Annotated in this window: 13 protein-coding genes; all 13 read right to left on the bottom strand. The window is 55.5% G+C overall.

The features are described from left to right. Nucleotides 1-8: 8 nt before the first annotated feature. The gene (locus KI809_RS15975) at nt 9-809 is read right to left on the bottom strand and encodes an NADH-quinone oxidoreductase subunit B family protein (protein WP_214172588.1); all 801 of its coding nucleotides are present in this window, start codon (nt 807-809) and stop codon (nt 9-11) included. Nucleotides 810-817: 8 nt separating this feature from the next. After that, nucleotides 818-2,332, bottom strand: coding sequence for a hydrogenase large subunit (locus KI809_RS15970; RefSeq protein ID WP_214172587.1), 1,515 nt, complete (start codon nt 2,330-2,332; stop codon nt 818-820). Further along, nucleotides 2,332-3,762, bottom strand: coding sequence for a proton-conducting transporter transmembrane domain-containing protein (locus KI809_RS15965; protein WP_214172586.1), 1,431 nt, complete (start codon nt 3,760-3,762; stop codon nt 2,332-2,334). Before KI809_RS15965 ends, KI809_RS15970 begins: the two co-directional genes overlap by 1 nt. Then, nucleotides 3,762-4,403, bottom strand: a complete 642-nt coding sequence (locus KI809_RS15960) for a hydrogenase (protein ID WP_214172585.1) — start codon at nt 4,401-4,403, stop codon at nt 3,762-3,764. Before KI809_RS15960 ends, KI809_RS15965 begins: the two co-directional genes overlap by 1 nt. A gap of 4 nt (nt 4,404-4,407) precedes the next feature. Next, entirely contained in the window at nt 4,408-5,319 is a 912-nt protein-coding gene (locus KI809_RS15955; protein ID WP_214172730.1) for a respiratory chain complex I subunit 1 family protein, read from the bottom strand. Between the two features lie 9 nt (nt 5,320-5,328). After that, on the bottom strand, nt 5,329-7,341 hold the full coding sequence (locus KI809_RS15950; RefSeq protein ID WP_214172584.1) for a proton-conducting transporter transmembrane domain-containing protein: 2,013 nt from the start codon (nt 7,339-7,341) through the stop codon (nt 5,329-5,331). Nucleotides 7,342-7,415: 74 nt separating this feature from the next. Then, nucleotides 7,416-7,973 carry an orotate phosphoribosyltransferase gene (gene pyrE / locus KI809_RS15945; RefSeq protein ID WP_214172583.1) on the bottom strand — a complete coding sequence of 186 codons (558 nt, stop codon included), beginning with the start codon at nt 7,971-7,973 and terminating at the stop codon, nt 7,416-7,418. Between the two features lie 150 nt (nt 7,974-8,123). Beyond that, nucleotides 8,124-9,524, bottom strand: a complete 1,401-nt coding sequence (gene purF, locus KI809_RS15940) for an amidophosphoribosyltransferase (RefSeq protein WP_214172582.1) — start codon at nt 9,522-9,524, stop codon at nt 8,124-8,126. A 27-nt stretch (nt 9,525-9,551) separates the two neighbouring features. After that, nucleotides 9,552-10,382 carry a phosphoribosylformylglycinamidine synthase subunit PurQ gene (locus KI809_RS15935; RefSeq protein WP_214172581.1) on the bottom strand — a complete coding sequence of 277 codons (831 nt, stop codon included), beginning with the start codon at nt 10,380-10,382 and terminating at the stop codon, nt 9,552-9,554. A 1-nt stretch (nt 10,383) separates the two neighbouring features. Next, nucleotides 10,384-13,374 (bottom strand): phosphoribosylformylglycinamidine synthase subunit PurS, encoded by a 2,991-nt coding sequence (locus KI809_RS15930; protein ID WP_214172580.1) that lies wholly within the window; start codon nt 13,372-13,374, stop codon nt 10,384-10,386. Then, nucleotides 13,374-14,456 carry a mechanosensitive ion channel family protein gene (locus KI809_RS15925; RefSeq protein WP_337833329.1) on the bottom strand — a complete coding sequence of 361 codons (1,083 nt, stop codon included), beginning with the start codon at nt 14,454-14,456 and terminating at the stop codon, nt 13,374-13,376. Before KI809_RS15925 ends, KI809_RS15930 begins: the two co-directional genes overlap by 1 nt. Next, entirely contained in the window at nt 14,449-15,744 is a 1,296-nt protein-coding gene (purB, locus tag KI809_RS15920) for an adenylosuccinate lyase (protein ID WP_214172578.1), read from the bottom strand. Before purB ends, KI809_RS15925 begins: the two co-directional genes overlap by 8 nt. A 25-nt stretch (nt 15,745-15,769) precedes the next feature. Next, nucleotides 15,770-16,540, bottom strand: a complete 771-nt coding sequence (locus tag KI809_RS15915) for an MBL fold metallo-hydrolase (protein WP_214172577.1) — start codon at nt 16,538-16,540, stop codon at nt 15,770-15,772. Between the last annotated feature and the right edge of the window lie 73 nt (nt 16,541-16,613).

Genomic DNA, 16,613 nt, shown 5'->3' with positions numbered 1-16,613 from the left:
TTAGCCGATCAACCTTGATGAGCCTGGGCAAAGGGATCTTTGCCCAGGCGATCAAGCAGCCGCAAAAGGCCGTCGAGGATGGTCAGCGGGTGCGGAGGACAGCCGGGGATGTAGAGATCGACCGGGATCAGGCCATCAACGCCGTTGTGGACTTCAGGGTTATCGATGAACGGTCCGCCATTGATGGCACAGGCACCACAAGCGATAACGATCTTTGGCTCCGGCACTGCGGCATAGGTCTTCAGCAGCGCCTCGCGCATATTTTCGCTCACCGGGCCGGAAATGAAGACTCCGTCGGCATGACGGGGCGAAGCGACGAACTGGATACCGAACCGCCCCAGGTCCCAGCCTATGGTCGACAGGACATTGGTATCCGCCTCGCAGGCATTGCAGCCGGCTGCTGATACTTCACGCAGCTTCAGGGACCGGCCGAACAGCTTCAGCATTCCGGCATCCAAGGCCTTTGCCAGGCGCAGCTCTTCTCCGGGCCGGACAACCAGCTCTTGCCGATTCCTCACCGCCAGCCGCGCATCGTTGGTGAAGCTGATAACGCCGCCCGGGCAGGCTTCTGCACACTCCGCACAAAACAGACACTTCCCCATATCCAGCGCAACCGTTTCACCTTTACTGGAGCCGATAGTTATGGCGCCGTGCGGACAGGCATTGCTGCATGCCCGACAATCATCAGGGCATTGCATCGCTTTGAGTTCAGGGTAACCGCGAAACCGCTCCGGGAGTTGAACCGGCTTTGCCGGATATTCCATGGTGCGGTGACCCTGACGAAGCCTGGCAAGTAATGGCTTGAACATTGTTGCTCCTAAAGATCAAAGCCGCAATAAGAGAGATTGAAGCTCTTGTTGCACAGCGGGAAATCCGATATCTGCTCTCCGCGCAACGCCATTGCCAACCCCATCCAGTTGTGAAACGACGGGTCTACCACCTTGTAGCTGGCAAAGCGCCCGGCGGCATCAGTCACTGCGCTATGACAGATCTCACCCCGCCACCCTTCCACCAGGGCAACGGCGATCATTTCAGCAGCAGGTTCCCTGATCCCGGTCAGGCATGGCCCCCCTGGAAGGCGCGAGAGAAGGTCATCAATGAAATAGATGGAATACTCAGATTCCAGCCAGCGGATCATGGCCCTGTCGCCGACATCGCCGCTATGGCCGGTGACCAGCGGAATCGAGCGGTAGCGGTAATAGCCGAACGGGTGATCGGTTCTGACGTCCTGTGCCAGGGTGCTCGCCCGGGCTGCGGGACCGACCAATCCCAGGTCTTTGGCAGTTTCAGGGGATACGACACCGGTCCCCTCGAAACGGGCCATGACCGAAGGGGTATCCCACAGCAGGTCAGCTGCCTCCTTCAGGTCGCGACGGGCAACACTAAGGCGTCGTCGAATATCGGCAGCCATGTCATGGGAGCAATCAAACCGGGTGCCGCCGCTCCTGATCAACCCTCGACCAAAGCGACTGCCGCATAGTTCGGCGGTCATGTTGAGGAATTCACCGCGGATCCTGCCGCAAAACGACATGGTTGGCAGAAAACCGATGTCGCCGGCCAATGCCCCGAGATCACCGGCATGATTTGCCAGCCGCTCAAGCTCCAGAGCAACGGCACGAAGCGCTTCGCCTCGCTCCGGCACTTCACCATTGGCAAGCGCTTCCAGGACCGTGCAATAAGCCGTGGCATGGCCTATGGTGGTATCCCCGGCAATGGTCTCCATTGTATGGATCGACCGAGGCGACGGACCACCTGCCAGCGACCGCTCAATGCCCCGATGCTGATACCCCAGAGAGATCTCTAGGTGATGAACAACTTCACCATGGCATTGGAACCGGAAGTGGCCTGGCTCGATAATCCCGGCATGCACCGGACCGACTGCCACCTCATGAATTTCTTCGCCCTCCACCCGGTAATAATCCATGATCCCAATCTTGATCGATCCGGGTTCCCTCCCCCAGGCATCGACACCAGGCCGGTATGACGGATGGAACCGCACCGGCTTCAGCCATGGGTGCCATTCGGGCTGGATGCCCCACTGTTCAGCAATCTCACGTTCGAAAAGATGGGCCTGGGGCGAATATTCGGCTATAGACGGGAACCGGTCCCCTTCAACCAGGGCCGACATCAGGGCCAGGCGTCGTGACGATCCGGCAAGAACGCAGACCAGCTGGTGCCTCTTCTCCCTGGGTAATGCGAAATAGCTGGCAATGCGCCAACCCTTGCCGGTGGCCGTTACTACGGTCTGGAGAAACTCGTCGATAGCCAGCACCGGGAGTTCGGCCAGAGGTGTTGCCGATCCGTTCGTTATTTCGAGGAACTTGCCGTTCATTATTCGCCACCCAGCAGAAACGCAGCATTATGAACCAGCCGCGCCAGAGGTAAAGGAAAGCAGAGCCCCATCAGCAAAAGGATAAGGGTAAGGAGCAACGGCGGAGCCACAGTCAGGAAGCTGTCCCGGTACAGGGTCCGCTCGGATTCGCGCAGCCGCTCGCCAAGCGCCATTGGCAGCACATTGGCCGCCATCCCCAGGTAGGCGGCAGCAAAACTGACCACGAGAATCGTGGTAACAACCGGCCTGCCAGCGGCAAATGATCCGGCAATGATCCCGAATTCGCTCAAAAACATGCCGAACGGCGGCGATGCCGTACCGGCAAAGAAACCGGCCAGGAACAGGCTGCCGGTCCATGGTAGACGGCGCAGGACCCCATGGACGACATCGCACCGCTTGCTGTTGTAGGATCTATGGATATTGCCGGCCGTAAGAAAGAGCACACCTTTGGTTAAACTGTTTGCCAGCAGATGCAGCAGCGTAAAAAAAATGGCACCCTTGCCGATTCCCAGACCAATAGCAATGACCCCGACATGCTCGACGCTCGAATAGGCAAGCATCCGTTTGAAATCGGCCTGCCGCACCAGAAACACTGCGGCAAGAATGGTGGAGAGCAGGCCCAGGCCGACAAGGGCATCCCGATAGAATGTGGTATCACCGGCGGCAATGCATACCTGGTAAATGCGCATCAATCCGAGAACTCCGCAGGTGACGAGGCCTCCGGAAAGCAGGGCGCCGACTATGCCGGGCGCTTCGCCATAGGCATCCGGTTTCCAGGTATGAAGCGGCGCCAGTCCGACCTTGGTGCCGAAACCAACCAGAATGAAGACAAAGGCGGCATGGAGCCACGCCGGGGAGAGCACTCCGGCCCGGGAAACAAGCTGGTCAAGCAGCAAGGTTGCCTCATGGCCGGCAACCAGCATGGAATAAGCGAGGAAAAAGAGGCCGAGAAGCGCCAGGGCAATACCGACAGAACAGATCATCATGTATTTCCAGGTAGCCTCAAGGGAACGGGCATTCCGGTTGAAATAGACCAAGGGTGCCATCACCAGGGTTGTGGTCTCAAGGGCAAGCCAGAGAAGCCCCAGATGATGGGCTACGGAAGTGAGCGACATTGCCGAAAGGCAGACCAGAAGCCCCATGCACAGGATCCTGTTGGAACGTTCCTGCCGGTAGTTGAGATAACCTACGGCATAGAAGGAACAGGCAAGGAATAGAGGACTGATGGCCACCAGAGCCAGACAACCGAGCGGGTCGAGATGAATCCAGCCTTGCAACGAAGGCAATGGCGGCGACAGAATCAGGTCTACGGTTATGGCTCCGTGAAGCATCCCGAAAACTGGCAACAACCACGGCCGGAGCCTATTGTCCGGCACCAGCCAGGCGATGATTGCTCCCAGCAGAGGTAGAATGACCAGGGCAGCTATCATCAGACGTCCCTCAGCGTTGTCAGCCGGGAGGTGTCCACTGAAGAGAATTCAGCCCGGATATGGCCGATTATGATCCCCATGACAAAGATGCCGACCAGGAGATCAAGGAGCACTCCTGCCTCTACCATGAACGGCATGGCAGTGGTCAGGAGCTGGCCGAAGATGAATATGCCGTTCTCAAGGAGTAGATAACCGATAACCTGCGACACAGCCTTGCGCCTGGTGACAATGACAAGCAGGCCTGCCAGGAGGGTAGAGATGGCTGCCGGAACGATCATCAGCCCCTGGTGCTCGGGAGCCAGAGGGAGCCGGCCGGCAAAGGCAAATGACAGCGCGGTGCAGATGCCACCGACGACCAGCGTCGGGATATGGCCGACAAACGGGTCAGACTCGCGCTTGCTGGTCAACCGGTTCACTGCCCTGGTAAGCAGCAACGGGATAATGAATCCCTTGACCGCCACCATGCCGAAACTGATAAACGAGAGATGGACCGAAAAGTGGTGAAGTATGGCGGGAAGCAGCCCCAGAGCAATCCCCTGGATCGCCACGATCCGCACCGAAACAGCAAGACGGCTGGAGCCGAGCACGACGAAATTCAAAAGCAGCACAAAGACAAGGATTTGATCAGCAATTTGGGTCATACCGTCACCGAAGCACCAGCAGCAGCCCGAAGGCTGTGAGTATGGTCGCTACCGCAAGCAAGTAGGGGATTTTTACCAGCCTCAGACGTGCCATGAGCGACTCGGTCAAGCCGATTGTGATAGCCAGCAGCAGTTGGGAACAGACAAACACGCCCCAGTCAAGCACCTGATAACCGGAGCTAATCGGAAAGGCAATATGAATGAGCAATGCCCCCAGGACAAAGAGCTTGACTGCTGCTCCGTAAAGAATGATCCCGAAGAGCGGCCCGCTGTGATCCAGCACCATCACTTCATGAATCATGGTCAATTCCAGGTGGGTGTTGGGGTCGTCGAAAGGAATCCGGCAGTTTTCAGCCAGAATAATCACATACAAGCCACCCAGCAGCATCAACAGGGGTGCGCCATCGTTTATCAGGTTCACGACCGAGCGGTGAGCCAGCATCCCGGTCAATGAAAATGAGCCGCTGAGCTTTGCCAGGGCAAGGAAAGAAAAGAGCAGTGCCGGTTCGGCAAGGCAGGCAAAGGTAGCCTCACGGGCAGAACCCATCCCCTCGAAGCTGGAACCGGTATCAAGGGCCGCTATAATGGTGAAAAATCGGGCCAGCGCAAAGAGGTACAGGAACAGGAGCATGTCGCCGCGGAAAGAGAACGGCGCCTGAGGTGCCCCAAAAGGGATGAGCAAGGCTGCCGTAAGCACAACAGCGAGCGAAACCAACGGTCCGGCACGGAATACCCAAGTGGTAGTACTGCTGAAGACCGAGCCCTTGTTCCAGAGACGAGCGATGTCGTAATAAGGCTGCAGTAATGGCGCACCGCTACGACCGGCGCAGAGAGCCTTTGTCCGTGCGATCACCCCGATCAGGAGCGGGGGGAGTAGTATTGCCAGCATGGCATGGATAAATACGTTAGTTACCATCATCTCCAATCACCAATGACTCCAGAACAGTAAAGAGACCAGGGTAACAAGGATATAAAGGACATACAGATGAAGCTGCCCATGCTGCACCCTTCTGAGCGGGGCGATTAAAGACTGGATCTTAGCGAGGAACGGCAAGTAAAGCTGCTCCAAAACCACTTCCGGAACATGACTGGAAAACTTTGCTGCTGCCGGAAACAACCCCTTTATCTTCGTACTATGCCACTCAGGCCGCAAAAACATGGCATTCAGCCGGGTCAGCATCTCTGCAAATGATGAAGAGGTGTACTGCATCCTGGGGGTCGGCTCGATATAACCGCAATCCCAGGTAACTCCCGGGGACACGCCTAGCGATCCCACCCTCTTCAGGATCACATATGAAAAGACAAGAATCAGGGCCAATAACAGGCCGTTGACCGCAGCAATCGAGACCAGAGGCGCCAGAGACGGCAAGCGGCTTGAAGAGGCAGCAAGAGACGGGAGCCAGGCAAAGGCTGCACTCTGTACAAGAGGCGAGATCAGAAACGGGAAGACGCCGATAAAAATACAGATGGACGCAAGCAGCACCATCGGCGTCAGCATCTGCCAGCCACCTTCATGCTCGTCTTCTTTAGAGATGCTGCGGGGTAAGCCAAGAAAGGCAATACCAAAGACTTTGACAAAACAGGCCACAGCCAGAGCCCCAATCAAGGCAAGCGCCGGAGCCGCCATCGCCGGAATTGCCGCAAGCCAGCTTTCGGTAGCGATCAGCCCGGAAAAGGCGGCCAGGTAAACGAGAAATTCGCTGACAAACCCGTTCAGCGGCGGCAGTCCGCATATTGCCACCGACCCGACCAGAAAACATAAGGATGTCCAGGGGAGGCGCCGTGATAAACCGCCCATGAGGTCTATTTCCCGGGTTTCGGTGGCGTGAATAACCGACCCTGCGCCAAGGAAGAGTAACGACTTGAAGGTAGCATGATTGACAGTATGGAGCAGTGCCCCGGACATCCCGAGCAGTGCCAGATCGGAAGAGCCCATGGTGCGCCCGATCAGGGCCAGACCGATACCAATGGCGATGATGCCGATATTCTCGATGCTGTGGTAGGCAAGGAGCCGCTTGATGTCGTGTTGCCCCAGGGCGAACATGACGCCGACAACGCCGGAAATAACGCCGAGGACCAGGACAAGCACCCCCCACCAGATCGGCGGCACCGAGAAAAACGACAAGACCCTGACGATCCCGTATATCCCCATCTTGAGCATCACCCCGGACATCATGGCAGAGATGTGGCTGGGAGCACTGGCATGGGCCGCAGGCAGCCAGACGTGAAACGGCATAAGCCCTGCTTTGGCCCCGAAGCCGATGAGTGCGGCGAGAAAGATCAGGGTGGCATATCCGGAGTTTGGATCAAGAGAGCCGACAGCCGGTAAGGAGAAACCACCGGTAACGACTTTGAGGTGCGCGAACATGACGAACAACAGTAGCGTGCCGCAATGGGTGGCGACAAGGTAAACCAGCCCGGCATCCCTTACCTGGCGGTCCCTGTCGGAGACAGTCATGGCAAAGAACGACGAAAGGGCCATGAATTCCCAGACAATAAGGAATAAAGCGCCGTTGCAGGCCATCACCACCAGGGACATCGAGGCAACCAGAGTACCGAGAAAAAATGACAGGCGGGCCTCGCTACCACGTTGACGGCTTGCCGGCCAATAACCGACTGCATATAACCCAGAACAGGCGCCGACGAGGAATATGGGGATCAGGAAGATTGCTGAAAGGGGATCGATGGAGAGTTCGGCGGTGCCGAAGGGAAGTGTCCAGGAGAGGATGAAACTCTCACTCCTCTCCCGGAACAAATGAATTACTGCGCCGGTAACGCCAAGGACGCCGGCTGCGACAAGAAACCATGCAGCCACAATCTGGCCACGTCCGGGGCGGCTGCCGAGAAAAAGTCCCGGAATCCCCGAACACCCGGCCAACAAAGTGGCAACCAGCACGAGGTTGGCGGAGAGGGACACTCCCTGGGCCAGCTGGTCCATCATGATCTCCATAATAATGGAATTTATTAAAAGAACGCGTTTTAAATATAGCTGCGTTCAGGGCGCTGTCAACGCTAAATCAGGTCTCCAGTAAGCTCCTTGCGGCCGAATATAGCCTTGAGCGCATACCCTTCTGCCTCGATGTTCTCTCTGCCACCCTCTTCGCGGTCAACCAGGGAGACGATACCCAGTACCGTGAGCCCTTCCTCCTCTGCCCGGCGCACCGCTTTCATGGAGGAACCGCCAGTGGTGACAACATCCTCGACAATCACCACCTTTGTCCCGGCCGGAAGGTTTTTACGACCTTCAAGCCACTGGCCGGTGCCGTGTCCTTTGGGCTCCTTCCTGATAATAAAGGCATGGAGCGGATTGCCGTCAAGCAGCGCGGCAATGGATGTAGCAGTGGCAATTGGGTCAGCGCCAAGGGTAATGCCGCCAACAGCCTGGACTCCCGCAAACTCCTTAGCAGCCTGATAGAAGAGCTTGCCCACAAGGAATCCCCCTTCGGCATGAAGGGTGGTCTGTTTGCCGTCAAAATAAAAATCGCTCTCCCGGCCGGAAGCGAGGGTCACTCTGCGTTTTTCATAGGAAAGCTCCATAATGATCTGTTTCAGGCGTTCACGATCGGTCATCTTTCAAGCTCCTTCTTTATAGAGTTCGATTTAGAAACAAGGAATTTTTCGTCCTGACCAGGAAATCAAGGAATTGCGCGAAGGCGTACTACAGTACGCCGCACAAGCAAGGCCGCAGATTGACACCGTCAGGGCGGAAAAGAACCGTTTCTAGAATAGGTCAAGCTGCGGCTCTGGTCCAAGCCTGGGAAAGCCGATCGGATAATCGCCGGAGAAACAGGCGTGGCAGAACGATTCCTTATCGCCACCCACAGCGGTCAGCAGCCCCTCGTGTGACAGATAGCCAAGAGAATCGGCAGTAATATAACGCCTGATCTCCTCAAGGGTGTGGGATGAAGAGATCAACTCCTTGCGGTTTGGCGTGTCAATGCCGTAGTAGCAGGGATAGCTGGTCGGCGGCGATGAGATCCGCATATGAACCTCGCTGGCTCCGGCCTGCCGCACCATCTTGACGATCTTGCGGGAGGTTGTGCCCCTGACAATGGAGTCGTCGATGACCACTACCCGTTTCCCTTTTAACACTTCGCGGACCGGGTTCAGCTTGATCTTGACCCCGAAATGGCGGATCGACTGTGCCGGCTCGATGAAGGTGCGGCCAACGTAATGGTTGCGGATCAGCCCCAGTTCGAAACGGATCCCGGATTCTTCGGCATAGCCCATGGCAGCGGGCACGCCGGAGTCAGGCACCGGGATGACGATATCGGCATCAACCGCATGTTCTCTGGCAAGCTGCCGGCCGAGCTCCTTCCTTACCAGGTAGACGGTCTTGCCGAAGATGTACGAGTCAGGACGGGCAAAATAGACATGTTCAAAGATGCAATGGGAAGGCTTGACCTTCTTGAACGGGAAATGGGAAGTAATGCCACCGCGGCCGATGACGATCATCTCGCCCGGTTCCACCTCGCGGATGAACTCGGCCTCGATCAGGTCCAGAGCACAGCTTTCGGAGGCAACCACATAGGACTCGCCAAGCTTGCCGAGACAGAGCGGCCGGAAACCATGCGGGTCGCGAACCGCCACCATGCGGGTTTCCGTGATAAAAAGCAGGCAATAAGCTCCTTTGATCCGGTTGAGCGCTTCAACCATGCGCTCTTCAAGACTGCTGGCCTTAGAGGCAGCAAGGAGATGGACAATGATCTCCGTATCCATGGTGGTCTGGAAGATTGAGCCCCAGGCCTCCAACTCTGCCCTGATCAACTGGGAGTTGACGATATTGCCGTTGTGCGCCACGGCAATCGCGCCACGCGAATAGTTGACCAGTATCGGCTGGATGTTTTTGGAAACCGAATCGCCGGTTGTGGAGTAGCGGACATGACCGATTGCCGAATCGCCAGGGACATTGCGGAAGATCTCAGGATTGCCGAAAACATCGGCAACCAGCCCCATGCTCTTGTGGGAGTACAACCGCTGCCCATCCGAGGAGACTATGCCACAGGCCTCCTGACCACGGTGCTGCAGGGCATAAAGCCCCAGATAAGTCAGATTTGACGCCTCGCGATGATTGTATATCCCGAAAATGCCGCACTCTTCTTCAGGCCGGTACAGGTTCATATGTGCCTTTCTCGTTATACTTCGTGGTTACAAAAGGTTATTCCGGACATACTCCGCAGCATTTCGATAGAGCATCAGCCCGTCGCCATCTTCCGGCAACTCTTCACGGGTCCATCTAGGGTGCTGGGTATAATGGACAAATGCCTCGGGATGAGGCATCAATCCCATGAGACGGCCAGTGGGATCACACAGGCCGGCAACGGCATTCTGCGACCCGTTTGGATTAAGAGGAAAATCCATGGAAGGCGCCTCGTAGTTTTCGTCGGAATACTTGAAAACTGCCAGATGACCGGACTCGATCCGCTCAATGGTTTCGGTTGTATTGCACAGGAACTTCCCTTCGCCATGCCTTACCGGCAGATAGATCCCCTTCTCTATCCCCTTAGTGAAGATACAAGGAGAGCCTTGATCCACCTTCAAGTAACACCAGCGGTCCTGAAACCTGCCGCAGTCATTGTGGGTCAGGGTAACGGTCTGGCTCAAATGATCGCCATCAAGGGCGGGCAACATCCCCATTTTCACCATCAATTGGAAACCATTGCAGACGCCAAGAATCAGTTTGCCGCTATCAATAAAACGGATGAACTGTTCAACCAACCGCTCGCCAGTACCGGCGACCTTGGCGTTGGTCAGGCGGTTGGCCTGCGCCTTGGCGCTGCCAAGGTCATCACCATCAAGAAACCCACCGGTAAGATTGAGAAAATGAAAGTCATCCAGCCTGATCTCTCCGGAGAGGATCTCAGCAATATGGGCAATGACCGCCTCATCAAAACCGCCGAGCCGGCAGGCATGGGCAGCCTCTGTTTCGCAGTTGGTCCCGTTCCCGGTTATTACGATTGCACGTGATTTATCCGACATGTCAGAGTTCCCTCAATGTATTCTGCCAGGCTTCCTTCAGCTCGGCAAGAGCTGCCTTGATGACTGCAGACCCGCTCAAGCCGGTTATTGCCAGCATCGGTTCCTCGGTTACCACTCCTACGCAGGCAAAGCAGTTGCTGCTCATCAGCGCTTCAAACTCACCCTGCTTATCCGGACGAACGGTCACAAGATGACGAGAGGCCGATTCACTGAACAGCAGAGCAAGATCGTTCCTGCCTGACTGATCGCCTTTCCATAGAATTTTTGCCAGATCAAGCGAGATGCCGAAGCCGCCGGCAAAGGCCGCTTCTGCCGCAGCAACAGCAAGCCCGCCATCCGAGAGGTCATGGCATGATGCAACAGTGCCGGCCATCACCGCTTTATGATAGGCCTGATAGCGGCGATATGCCTTTTCAGCATCTACTTTCGGCACATTGTTGCCGACAAAACCCTTAAGGGCAAGGAATTCTGAGCCGCCAAGCTCGTCGGCAGTCTTGCCAAGCAGGTAGACCAGATCCCCAGGTTTCTTGACATCCATGGTAACGGCCTTGCGGCTGTCATCCATCTTGCCGATCACCGAGAACAGGAGCGTCGGCGGAATGGATATTTTGGTCGTACCGTCATAGAAGTCATTCTTCATCGAATCCTTGCCGGAAATAAGAGGCAGATTGTACACCATGCAGATATCGTACAGTGCCTGGTTCGACCGGACCAATTGCGCCATCTTGTATGGGCCGTCCGGCGTTTTCTCGGACAGCACCGGATCGCACCAGCAGAAGTTGTCGAGACCGGCAACCAGATCCAGGGAGCCACCGACGGCAACATAGTTGCGCAGTGCCTCGTCAACCGCGTTGGCTGTCATATGGTAAGCGTCGATATCAGAATAGCGCGGGCAGATGCCGTGTGCCGTCACCACCCCTTCGAAGGAGTCGAGAATCGGCCGCACAACCGCTGCATCCGAAGGGCCGTCATTGGTCACCCCGGTAAACGGTTTGACTACCGAGCCGCCCTGAACCTCGTGATCATAACGCCTTACCACCGATTCCTTCGAGCAGATATTTAACGATGAGAGCAGTGCACGCAGCTCAGCGGTGAAATCGCTTTTACCCGCAAGCACCGGCTCTTCGTGGACAGGAGGAGTCCACTTTGCCGGCAGCTGCATCGGCGGCAGCCCTTCGTGCATGAACGCCATCGGTAACCAGGCAACAGTTTTGTCACCGTAGAGGATATGGAAAACACCAGAGTCGGTGAACTCCCCAAGGACGGTGGACTCCACGCCGAATCGCCTGGACATTGCCAGGAACTCGTCAATTCGCTCAGGAGGTACAGCCATGGACATCCGCTCCTGGGCCTCGGAAATCAGGATCTCCCAAGGGTTGAGTCCGGGGTATTTGAGCGGCGCCTTGGCCAGGTCCATCCGGCAACCGCCGCACTCTCCGGCCATCTCGCCAATAGAAGAGGAGAGCCCCCCTGCCCCGTTATCGGTAATAAACCGATAGAGCCCTTTGTCGCGGGCCCGGATCAGGAAATCAAACATCCGCTTCTGGGTAATCGGATCACCGATCTGCACTGCAGTTACCGGGGAGTTCTCGTTCAACTCCTCGGAAGAGAAAGTGGCGCCGTGGATGCCGTCTTTACCGATCCGGCCGCCGGACATCACAATCAGGTCCCCAGGAATGATGTTTTTTTCGTGCCCAGGCTTACCGTTGACCTCGGCAGGCATCAACCCGGCGGTCCCGCAAAACACCAGGGGTTTGCCGCAAAAACGCTCGTCAAAGACGATGGAACCATTGACTGTCGGAATGCCGCTCTTGTTGCCACCATGCTCCACACCCTCAACCACTCCTTCGTAAATGCGGCGGGGATGAAGCAGACGTGACGGCAGCGGCTTGTCATAGAACGGATCGGCAAAACAGAACACGTCAGTATTGAAGATCAGCTTGGCTCCCTGCCCGGTGCCGAACGGATCGCGGTTGACACCGACAATGCCGGTGAGCGCCCCGCCGTACGGGTCAAGCGCCGAGGGAGAGTTGTGGGTCTCAACCTTGAACACCAGCGACTGCTTATCGTTGAACCTGATTACGCCGGCATTATCCTTGAAAACAGAGAGGCAGAAATCCTTGTCCCCCAGCTTCTCACGCACATCCTTGGTGGTCCGTTGGATAAAGCTTTTAAAGAGCGATTTTATCTCCTGGCGATTGCCATTTTCATCCTCATACTGGACTGTTCCGGCGAAAATCTTGTGTTTGCAATGCTCTGACCAGGTCTGGGCAAGGCATTCGAGCTCGACATCCGTTGGCCGGGCCCCAAGCCCCTGGCTGGCGCGCTCGGCAACCACCTTGGGATCGCGGTAATGACTCTGGATGATCTTCATTTCTTCCAGAGTCAGGGCAAGGACGCCGTCCTTACTGATCTTCATCAGCTCTTCGTCGGAAACTTCCAGATCGATCTCGCGCACCTCTGTCCTGGTTTCACCGGCAACCTTGGGAACGTAGACAGGGAAGCCTCTTTTTGCGGCAAACTCTGCTGCCGAGACAACAGAGTAGCGCTGGATCAGGGTATTGCAAAGGAGCCCGGTTGCTATGTTCTGCACGTCCTCCAATCGCAAATCCCCTTTGATCAGGTATTGGACCGAAGAATAGACTCCTTCGCCAGGAGAAAAGGACTGGGCAGCCAGGTATTCAGCCGCCTCTCGGGCAGTCCGGCCGACGTTGTCAGTGACTCCCGGCCTGAAACCGACCTCAACGGCAAAGTTGAAATCCTTGCCCTGGGGCCGGTCAACGGTCCAGGTTTGGATGACCGGGTCGCAGAAGGGGCCGCCGGCTATTTTTTCCAGAAGGTCACGGGAGAGATCCGCATCAACCGTGTAGACGTCTATCGACCTGACCTCGTCTACCGAAAGATGGAGGAAATGAGCGATTTCATTACGGATCCGCTCGCCGCGCGGGTCTCTTATGCTGTCTTTCAGCGCAATCTCTATGCGATGTGCCATTATTCTTCCTTGTGCAGGTAGATGGTTCTTGTTGGAAACGGGAATACGATGCCGGCCTCGGCAAACCGTTTGATGATCAGTTCATTTATGCTGTCTGTTGTACCAAATACCTTAGTGTAATCTGCCACCCAAAAGAACAGCGCCATATTCAGGGCACTGTCGCCGAAAGCAGTAAAAAATGCTTCGGGAGCCGGATCGCTGAGCACCCCTTCGACTTCAAGGGCAGCCGACACCAGGGTTCTTTTTACCAGTTCAATATCACTGCCGTAAGCCACGCCGACCGTTATCTTACCCTTTGCCTTGATATCCGGGAAAGCCTGGTTGATGACGGTGGTGTTGCAAAGATCAGAGTTAGGGATGATCAACAGAGTATTGTCCACTGTCTTGATTTTGGTGGTACGCAGTCCAATATCGGTCACATCGCCCCAGTTGCCGTCTTTCAGGTGAATCCGGTCGCCGATCCGGAATGGACGGTCGATCATCAGGGTGAACCCGGAAATCATGTTGGCCAGGGTATCTTTTGCCGCCATACCAATGGCAAGAGAACCGATGCCCAAGGCTGTCACCAGAGACAGTATATCGTAGTTGAAATGCTTCAGCACAATGATCAGCGCAGTGCCAATCAGGAAGATCGTTGCCAGTTTTTCGGCAAGCGGCACCAACTGACGATCAAGCCCCTCGCCATGCCGTTGCACCAGACGAGCTGCATACCACTGAAGAATTTCATCGGTACAGCGGTAAGCAACATTGGTGAGGATGGCAACATTAACAATAAACACCAGCCCCGAGGTCACCAGATGGACCTTCTGTGGTAATGCCAGGTAACTAACCGAGTAATAAAGACCGGCAAAGATCACCAGAAGTGATATCGGAGGCGTAATCCGCTTGAGTATCCGGTCATCAAGATCAGTCGCGGTAATAGAGGTGAAGCGAGGTGCAATATTTATCAGAATCCATCTGACTACCTTTGATAGCCACCAGAAAAAAACAAAAATCAGGACAGCAATCAGTATCTCCTTAATCCAGAAGAGATACAAGCTGTCTGTTTCCTGCAGTCGATAAAAATCGAGAATCCTATTCACCGAATACCCTCTTGAAAATAGTATCCACATGTTTCAGGTGATATTTCAGGTCAAAGGATTCACGAATCCGCGACTCGCCCAGAGCCCCGATCACCTCAGGATCGGCAAGCAGCTCGGTCAGAAAATCCTTCCCTTCCTGCCAGACCTTCATGGCGTTCTTCTGTACCAGTCGGTAGGCATCTTCGCGCGACACCCCGGACTGGGTGAGATCGAGCAGGATCTTCTGGGAGAAGACCAGCCCTTTCATCTGGTTAAGATTCCGGACCATATTGTCCGGGTAGACAACCAGGTTCTTGATCAGTCCGTGCAGACGACGCAGGGAGAAATCGAGGGCCACCGTAGCATCTGGCGCGATATAGCGTTCGACCGAACTGTGGGAAATATCCCGCTCATGCCAGAGGGCAACGTTTTCCAGTGCCGGAATGCACAGTCCGCGAATATATCGAGCCTGGCCGGTCAGGTTTTCCGAGAGGATCGGGTTGCGCTTGTGCGGCATTGCCGACGATCCCTTTTGCCCCTTGCTGAAGAACTCTTCGGCCTCAAGTACCTCGGTGCGCTGCAGATGGCGAACTTCTACGGCTATCCGCTCCATGGAAGAGGCGATGATTGCCAGGGCACAGAAGTACTCGGCATGGCGGTCACGGGGTATGACCTGGGTCGAGACCGGCTCCGGCTTGAGCCCCATCTTTTCGCAGACATACTCCTCGACATAAGGGTCAATATTGGCAAAAGTGCCGACAGCACCGGAGATGGCGCCGGTAGCGATGTTTTCCCGAGCCGCGGCGAGCCTGACGCGGTTCCGTTTCATCTCGGCATACCAGGAGGCCAGCTTGAGACCAAAGGTCACCGGTTCGGCATGGATGCCGTGCGAACGCCCCATGCATACCGTATCCTTGTGCTCCATTGCCCTGGTCTTTATCGACTCCAAGACCATATCCAGGTCGATGAGCAGTTCATCCGCAGCCTGGACCATCTGCATCGACAAACAGGTATCAAGCACATCCGAGGAGGTCATCCCCTGGTGGATGAACCGCGCTTCCGGGCCAACAAATTCGGCAACTGACGTGAGAAACGCAATGACATCGTGCTTTACCTCCAACTCAATGGCATCGACGCGTGCTATATCAAAATTTCCTTTTTCACGAATTACCGGTACCACCTCTTTCGGGATAACTCCCAGTTCAGCCTGGGCCTCGCAGGCGAGCGTCTCGATCTCAAGCCAGATGCGGAAACGATTTTCAGGCTCCCAGATACGTGCCATCTCTGGTCGGGTATAACGTGGAATCATAGGTGAAACCTTTCTTGAACTGAAATTATAATGTCAGCGTCAAACTGGGCTGATACTGATTGCCGACAAAAAGCTGCGGATTGCAGGTATTCTGCCCTGCGAGAAATGATGTTGTGGCTGCCAGTGCTTTTTCCGGGTCGTTGTTCACCTCTGAAAGATGTGCAAGAAAAAGCCCGGCGAGTTCTCCATGGAGAATGTCCTGGAGAAGATCAACAGATTCGGCATTGGACAGATGACCATGCCGCGATTTTATTCTCTGCTTTAGATGCCATGGATACGGTCCGTTCATGAGCATCTCTTCGTCATGGTTCGACTCCAGAACCAAGGCTCGGCACCCTTGAAGCTTATCCTTTACAAGCCTGGTGGCAATCCCCAGGTCAGTTGCGACACCTGTTTTGCCTTCACTGCTTTCAATGACAAACCCCACAGGATCGCAGGCATCATGGGTAATGGGAAATGGGTCGATATGGAGATCCCGGAACTGGAAACCGGTCCCCGGCTGAAACTCGATAATATCACATTTGCCGATCTGCCTGCTTGCCGCTTCTTGGGTTCGGTGACTGACAATCACCGGGATCTTGAGTTTACGGGCGAGCGCCCCTACGCCGGAAATATGATCTGAGTGCTCGTGGGTGATAAAAACCGCCGCAAGTTTTTCAGGTTTAAGCCCCCTGCTTTCAAGTCGTTTACAGATCTCTCGTCCTGAGCACCCGGAATCGACAAGAATGCAGGTCTCTCCGGACTCAATATAAACGGAATTCCCCTTGCTCCCACTGGCCAGCAGGCAGAGTTTCATAAAGCAGCATCTCCAGTTCAGGCATGGGGAATCATTCAGCAGATAGTAATAAACAAACATCTATACATCAACA

The sequence above is a fragment of the Geoanaerobacter pelophilus genome, assembly GCF_018476885.1.
Classification (GTDB): domain Bacteria; phylum Desulfobacterota; class Desulfuromonadia; order Geobacterales; family DSM-12255; genus Geoanaerobacter; species Geoanaerobacter pelophilus.
The sequence above is the reverse complement of the archived record's forward strand: the minus strand, read 5'-3'. Positions and strand labels throughout refer to the sequence as shown.

Coding starts and splice junctions, on each gene's coding strand:
- KI809_RS15975 (WP_214172588.1), bottom strand. CDS start 809: ATGTTCAAGCCATTACTTGCCAGGCTTCGTCAGGGTCACCGCACCATG.
- purB (WP_214172578.1), bottom strand. CDS start 15,744: ATGATTCCACGTTATACCCGACCAGAGATGGCACGTATCTGGGAGCCT.
- KI809_RS15970 (WP_214172587.1), bottom strand. CDS start 2,332: ATGAACGGCAAGTTCCTCGAAATAACGAACGGATCGGCAACACCTCTG.
- pyrE (WP_214172583.1), bottom strand. CDS start 7,973: ATGACCGATCGTGAACGCCTGAAACAGATCATTATGGAGCTTTCCTAT.
- KI809_RS15955 (WP_214172730.1), bottom strand. CDS start 5,319: ATGGTAACTAACGTATTTATCCATGCCATGCTGGCAATACTACTCCCC.
- KI809_RS15950 (WP_214172584.1), bottom strand. CDS start 7,341: ATGGACCAGCTGGCCCAGGGAGTGTCCCTCTCCGCCAACCTCGTGCTG.
- KI809_RS15935 (WP_214172581.1), bottom strand. CDS start 10,382: ATGTCGGATAAATCACGTGCAATCGTAATAACCGGGAACGGGACCAAC.
- KI809_RS15960 (WP_214172585.1), bottom strand. CDS start 4,403: ATGACCCAAATTGCTGATCAAATCCTTGTCTTTGTGCTGCTTTTGAAT.
- KI809_RS15965 (WP_214172586.1), bottom strand. CDS start 3,762: ATGATAGCTGCCCTGGTCATTCTACCTCTGCTGGGAGCAATCATCGCC.
- purF (WP_214172582.1), bottom strand. CDS start 9,524: ATGAACCTGTACCGGCCTGAAGAAGAGTGCGGCATTTTCGGGATATAC.
- KI809_RS15915 (WP_214172577.1), bottom strand. CDS start 16,540: ATGAAACTCTGCCTGCTGGCCAGTGGGAGCAAGGGGAATTCCGTTTAT.
- KI809_RS15930 (WP_214172580.1), bottom strand. CDS start 13,374: ATGGCACATCGCATAGAGATTGCGCTGAAAGACAGCATAAGAGACCCG.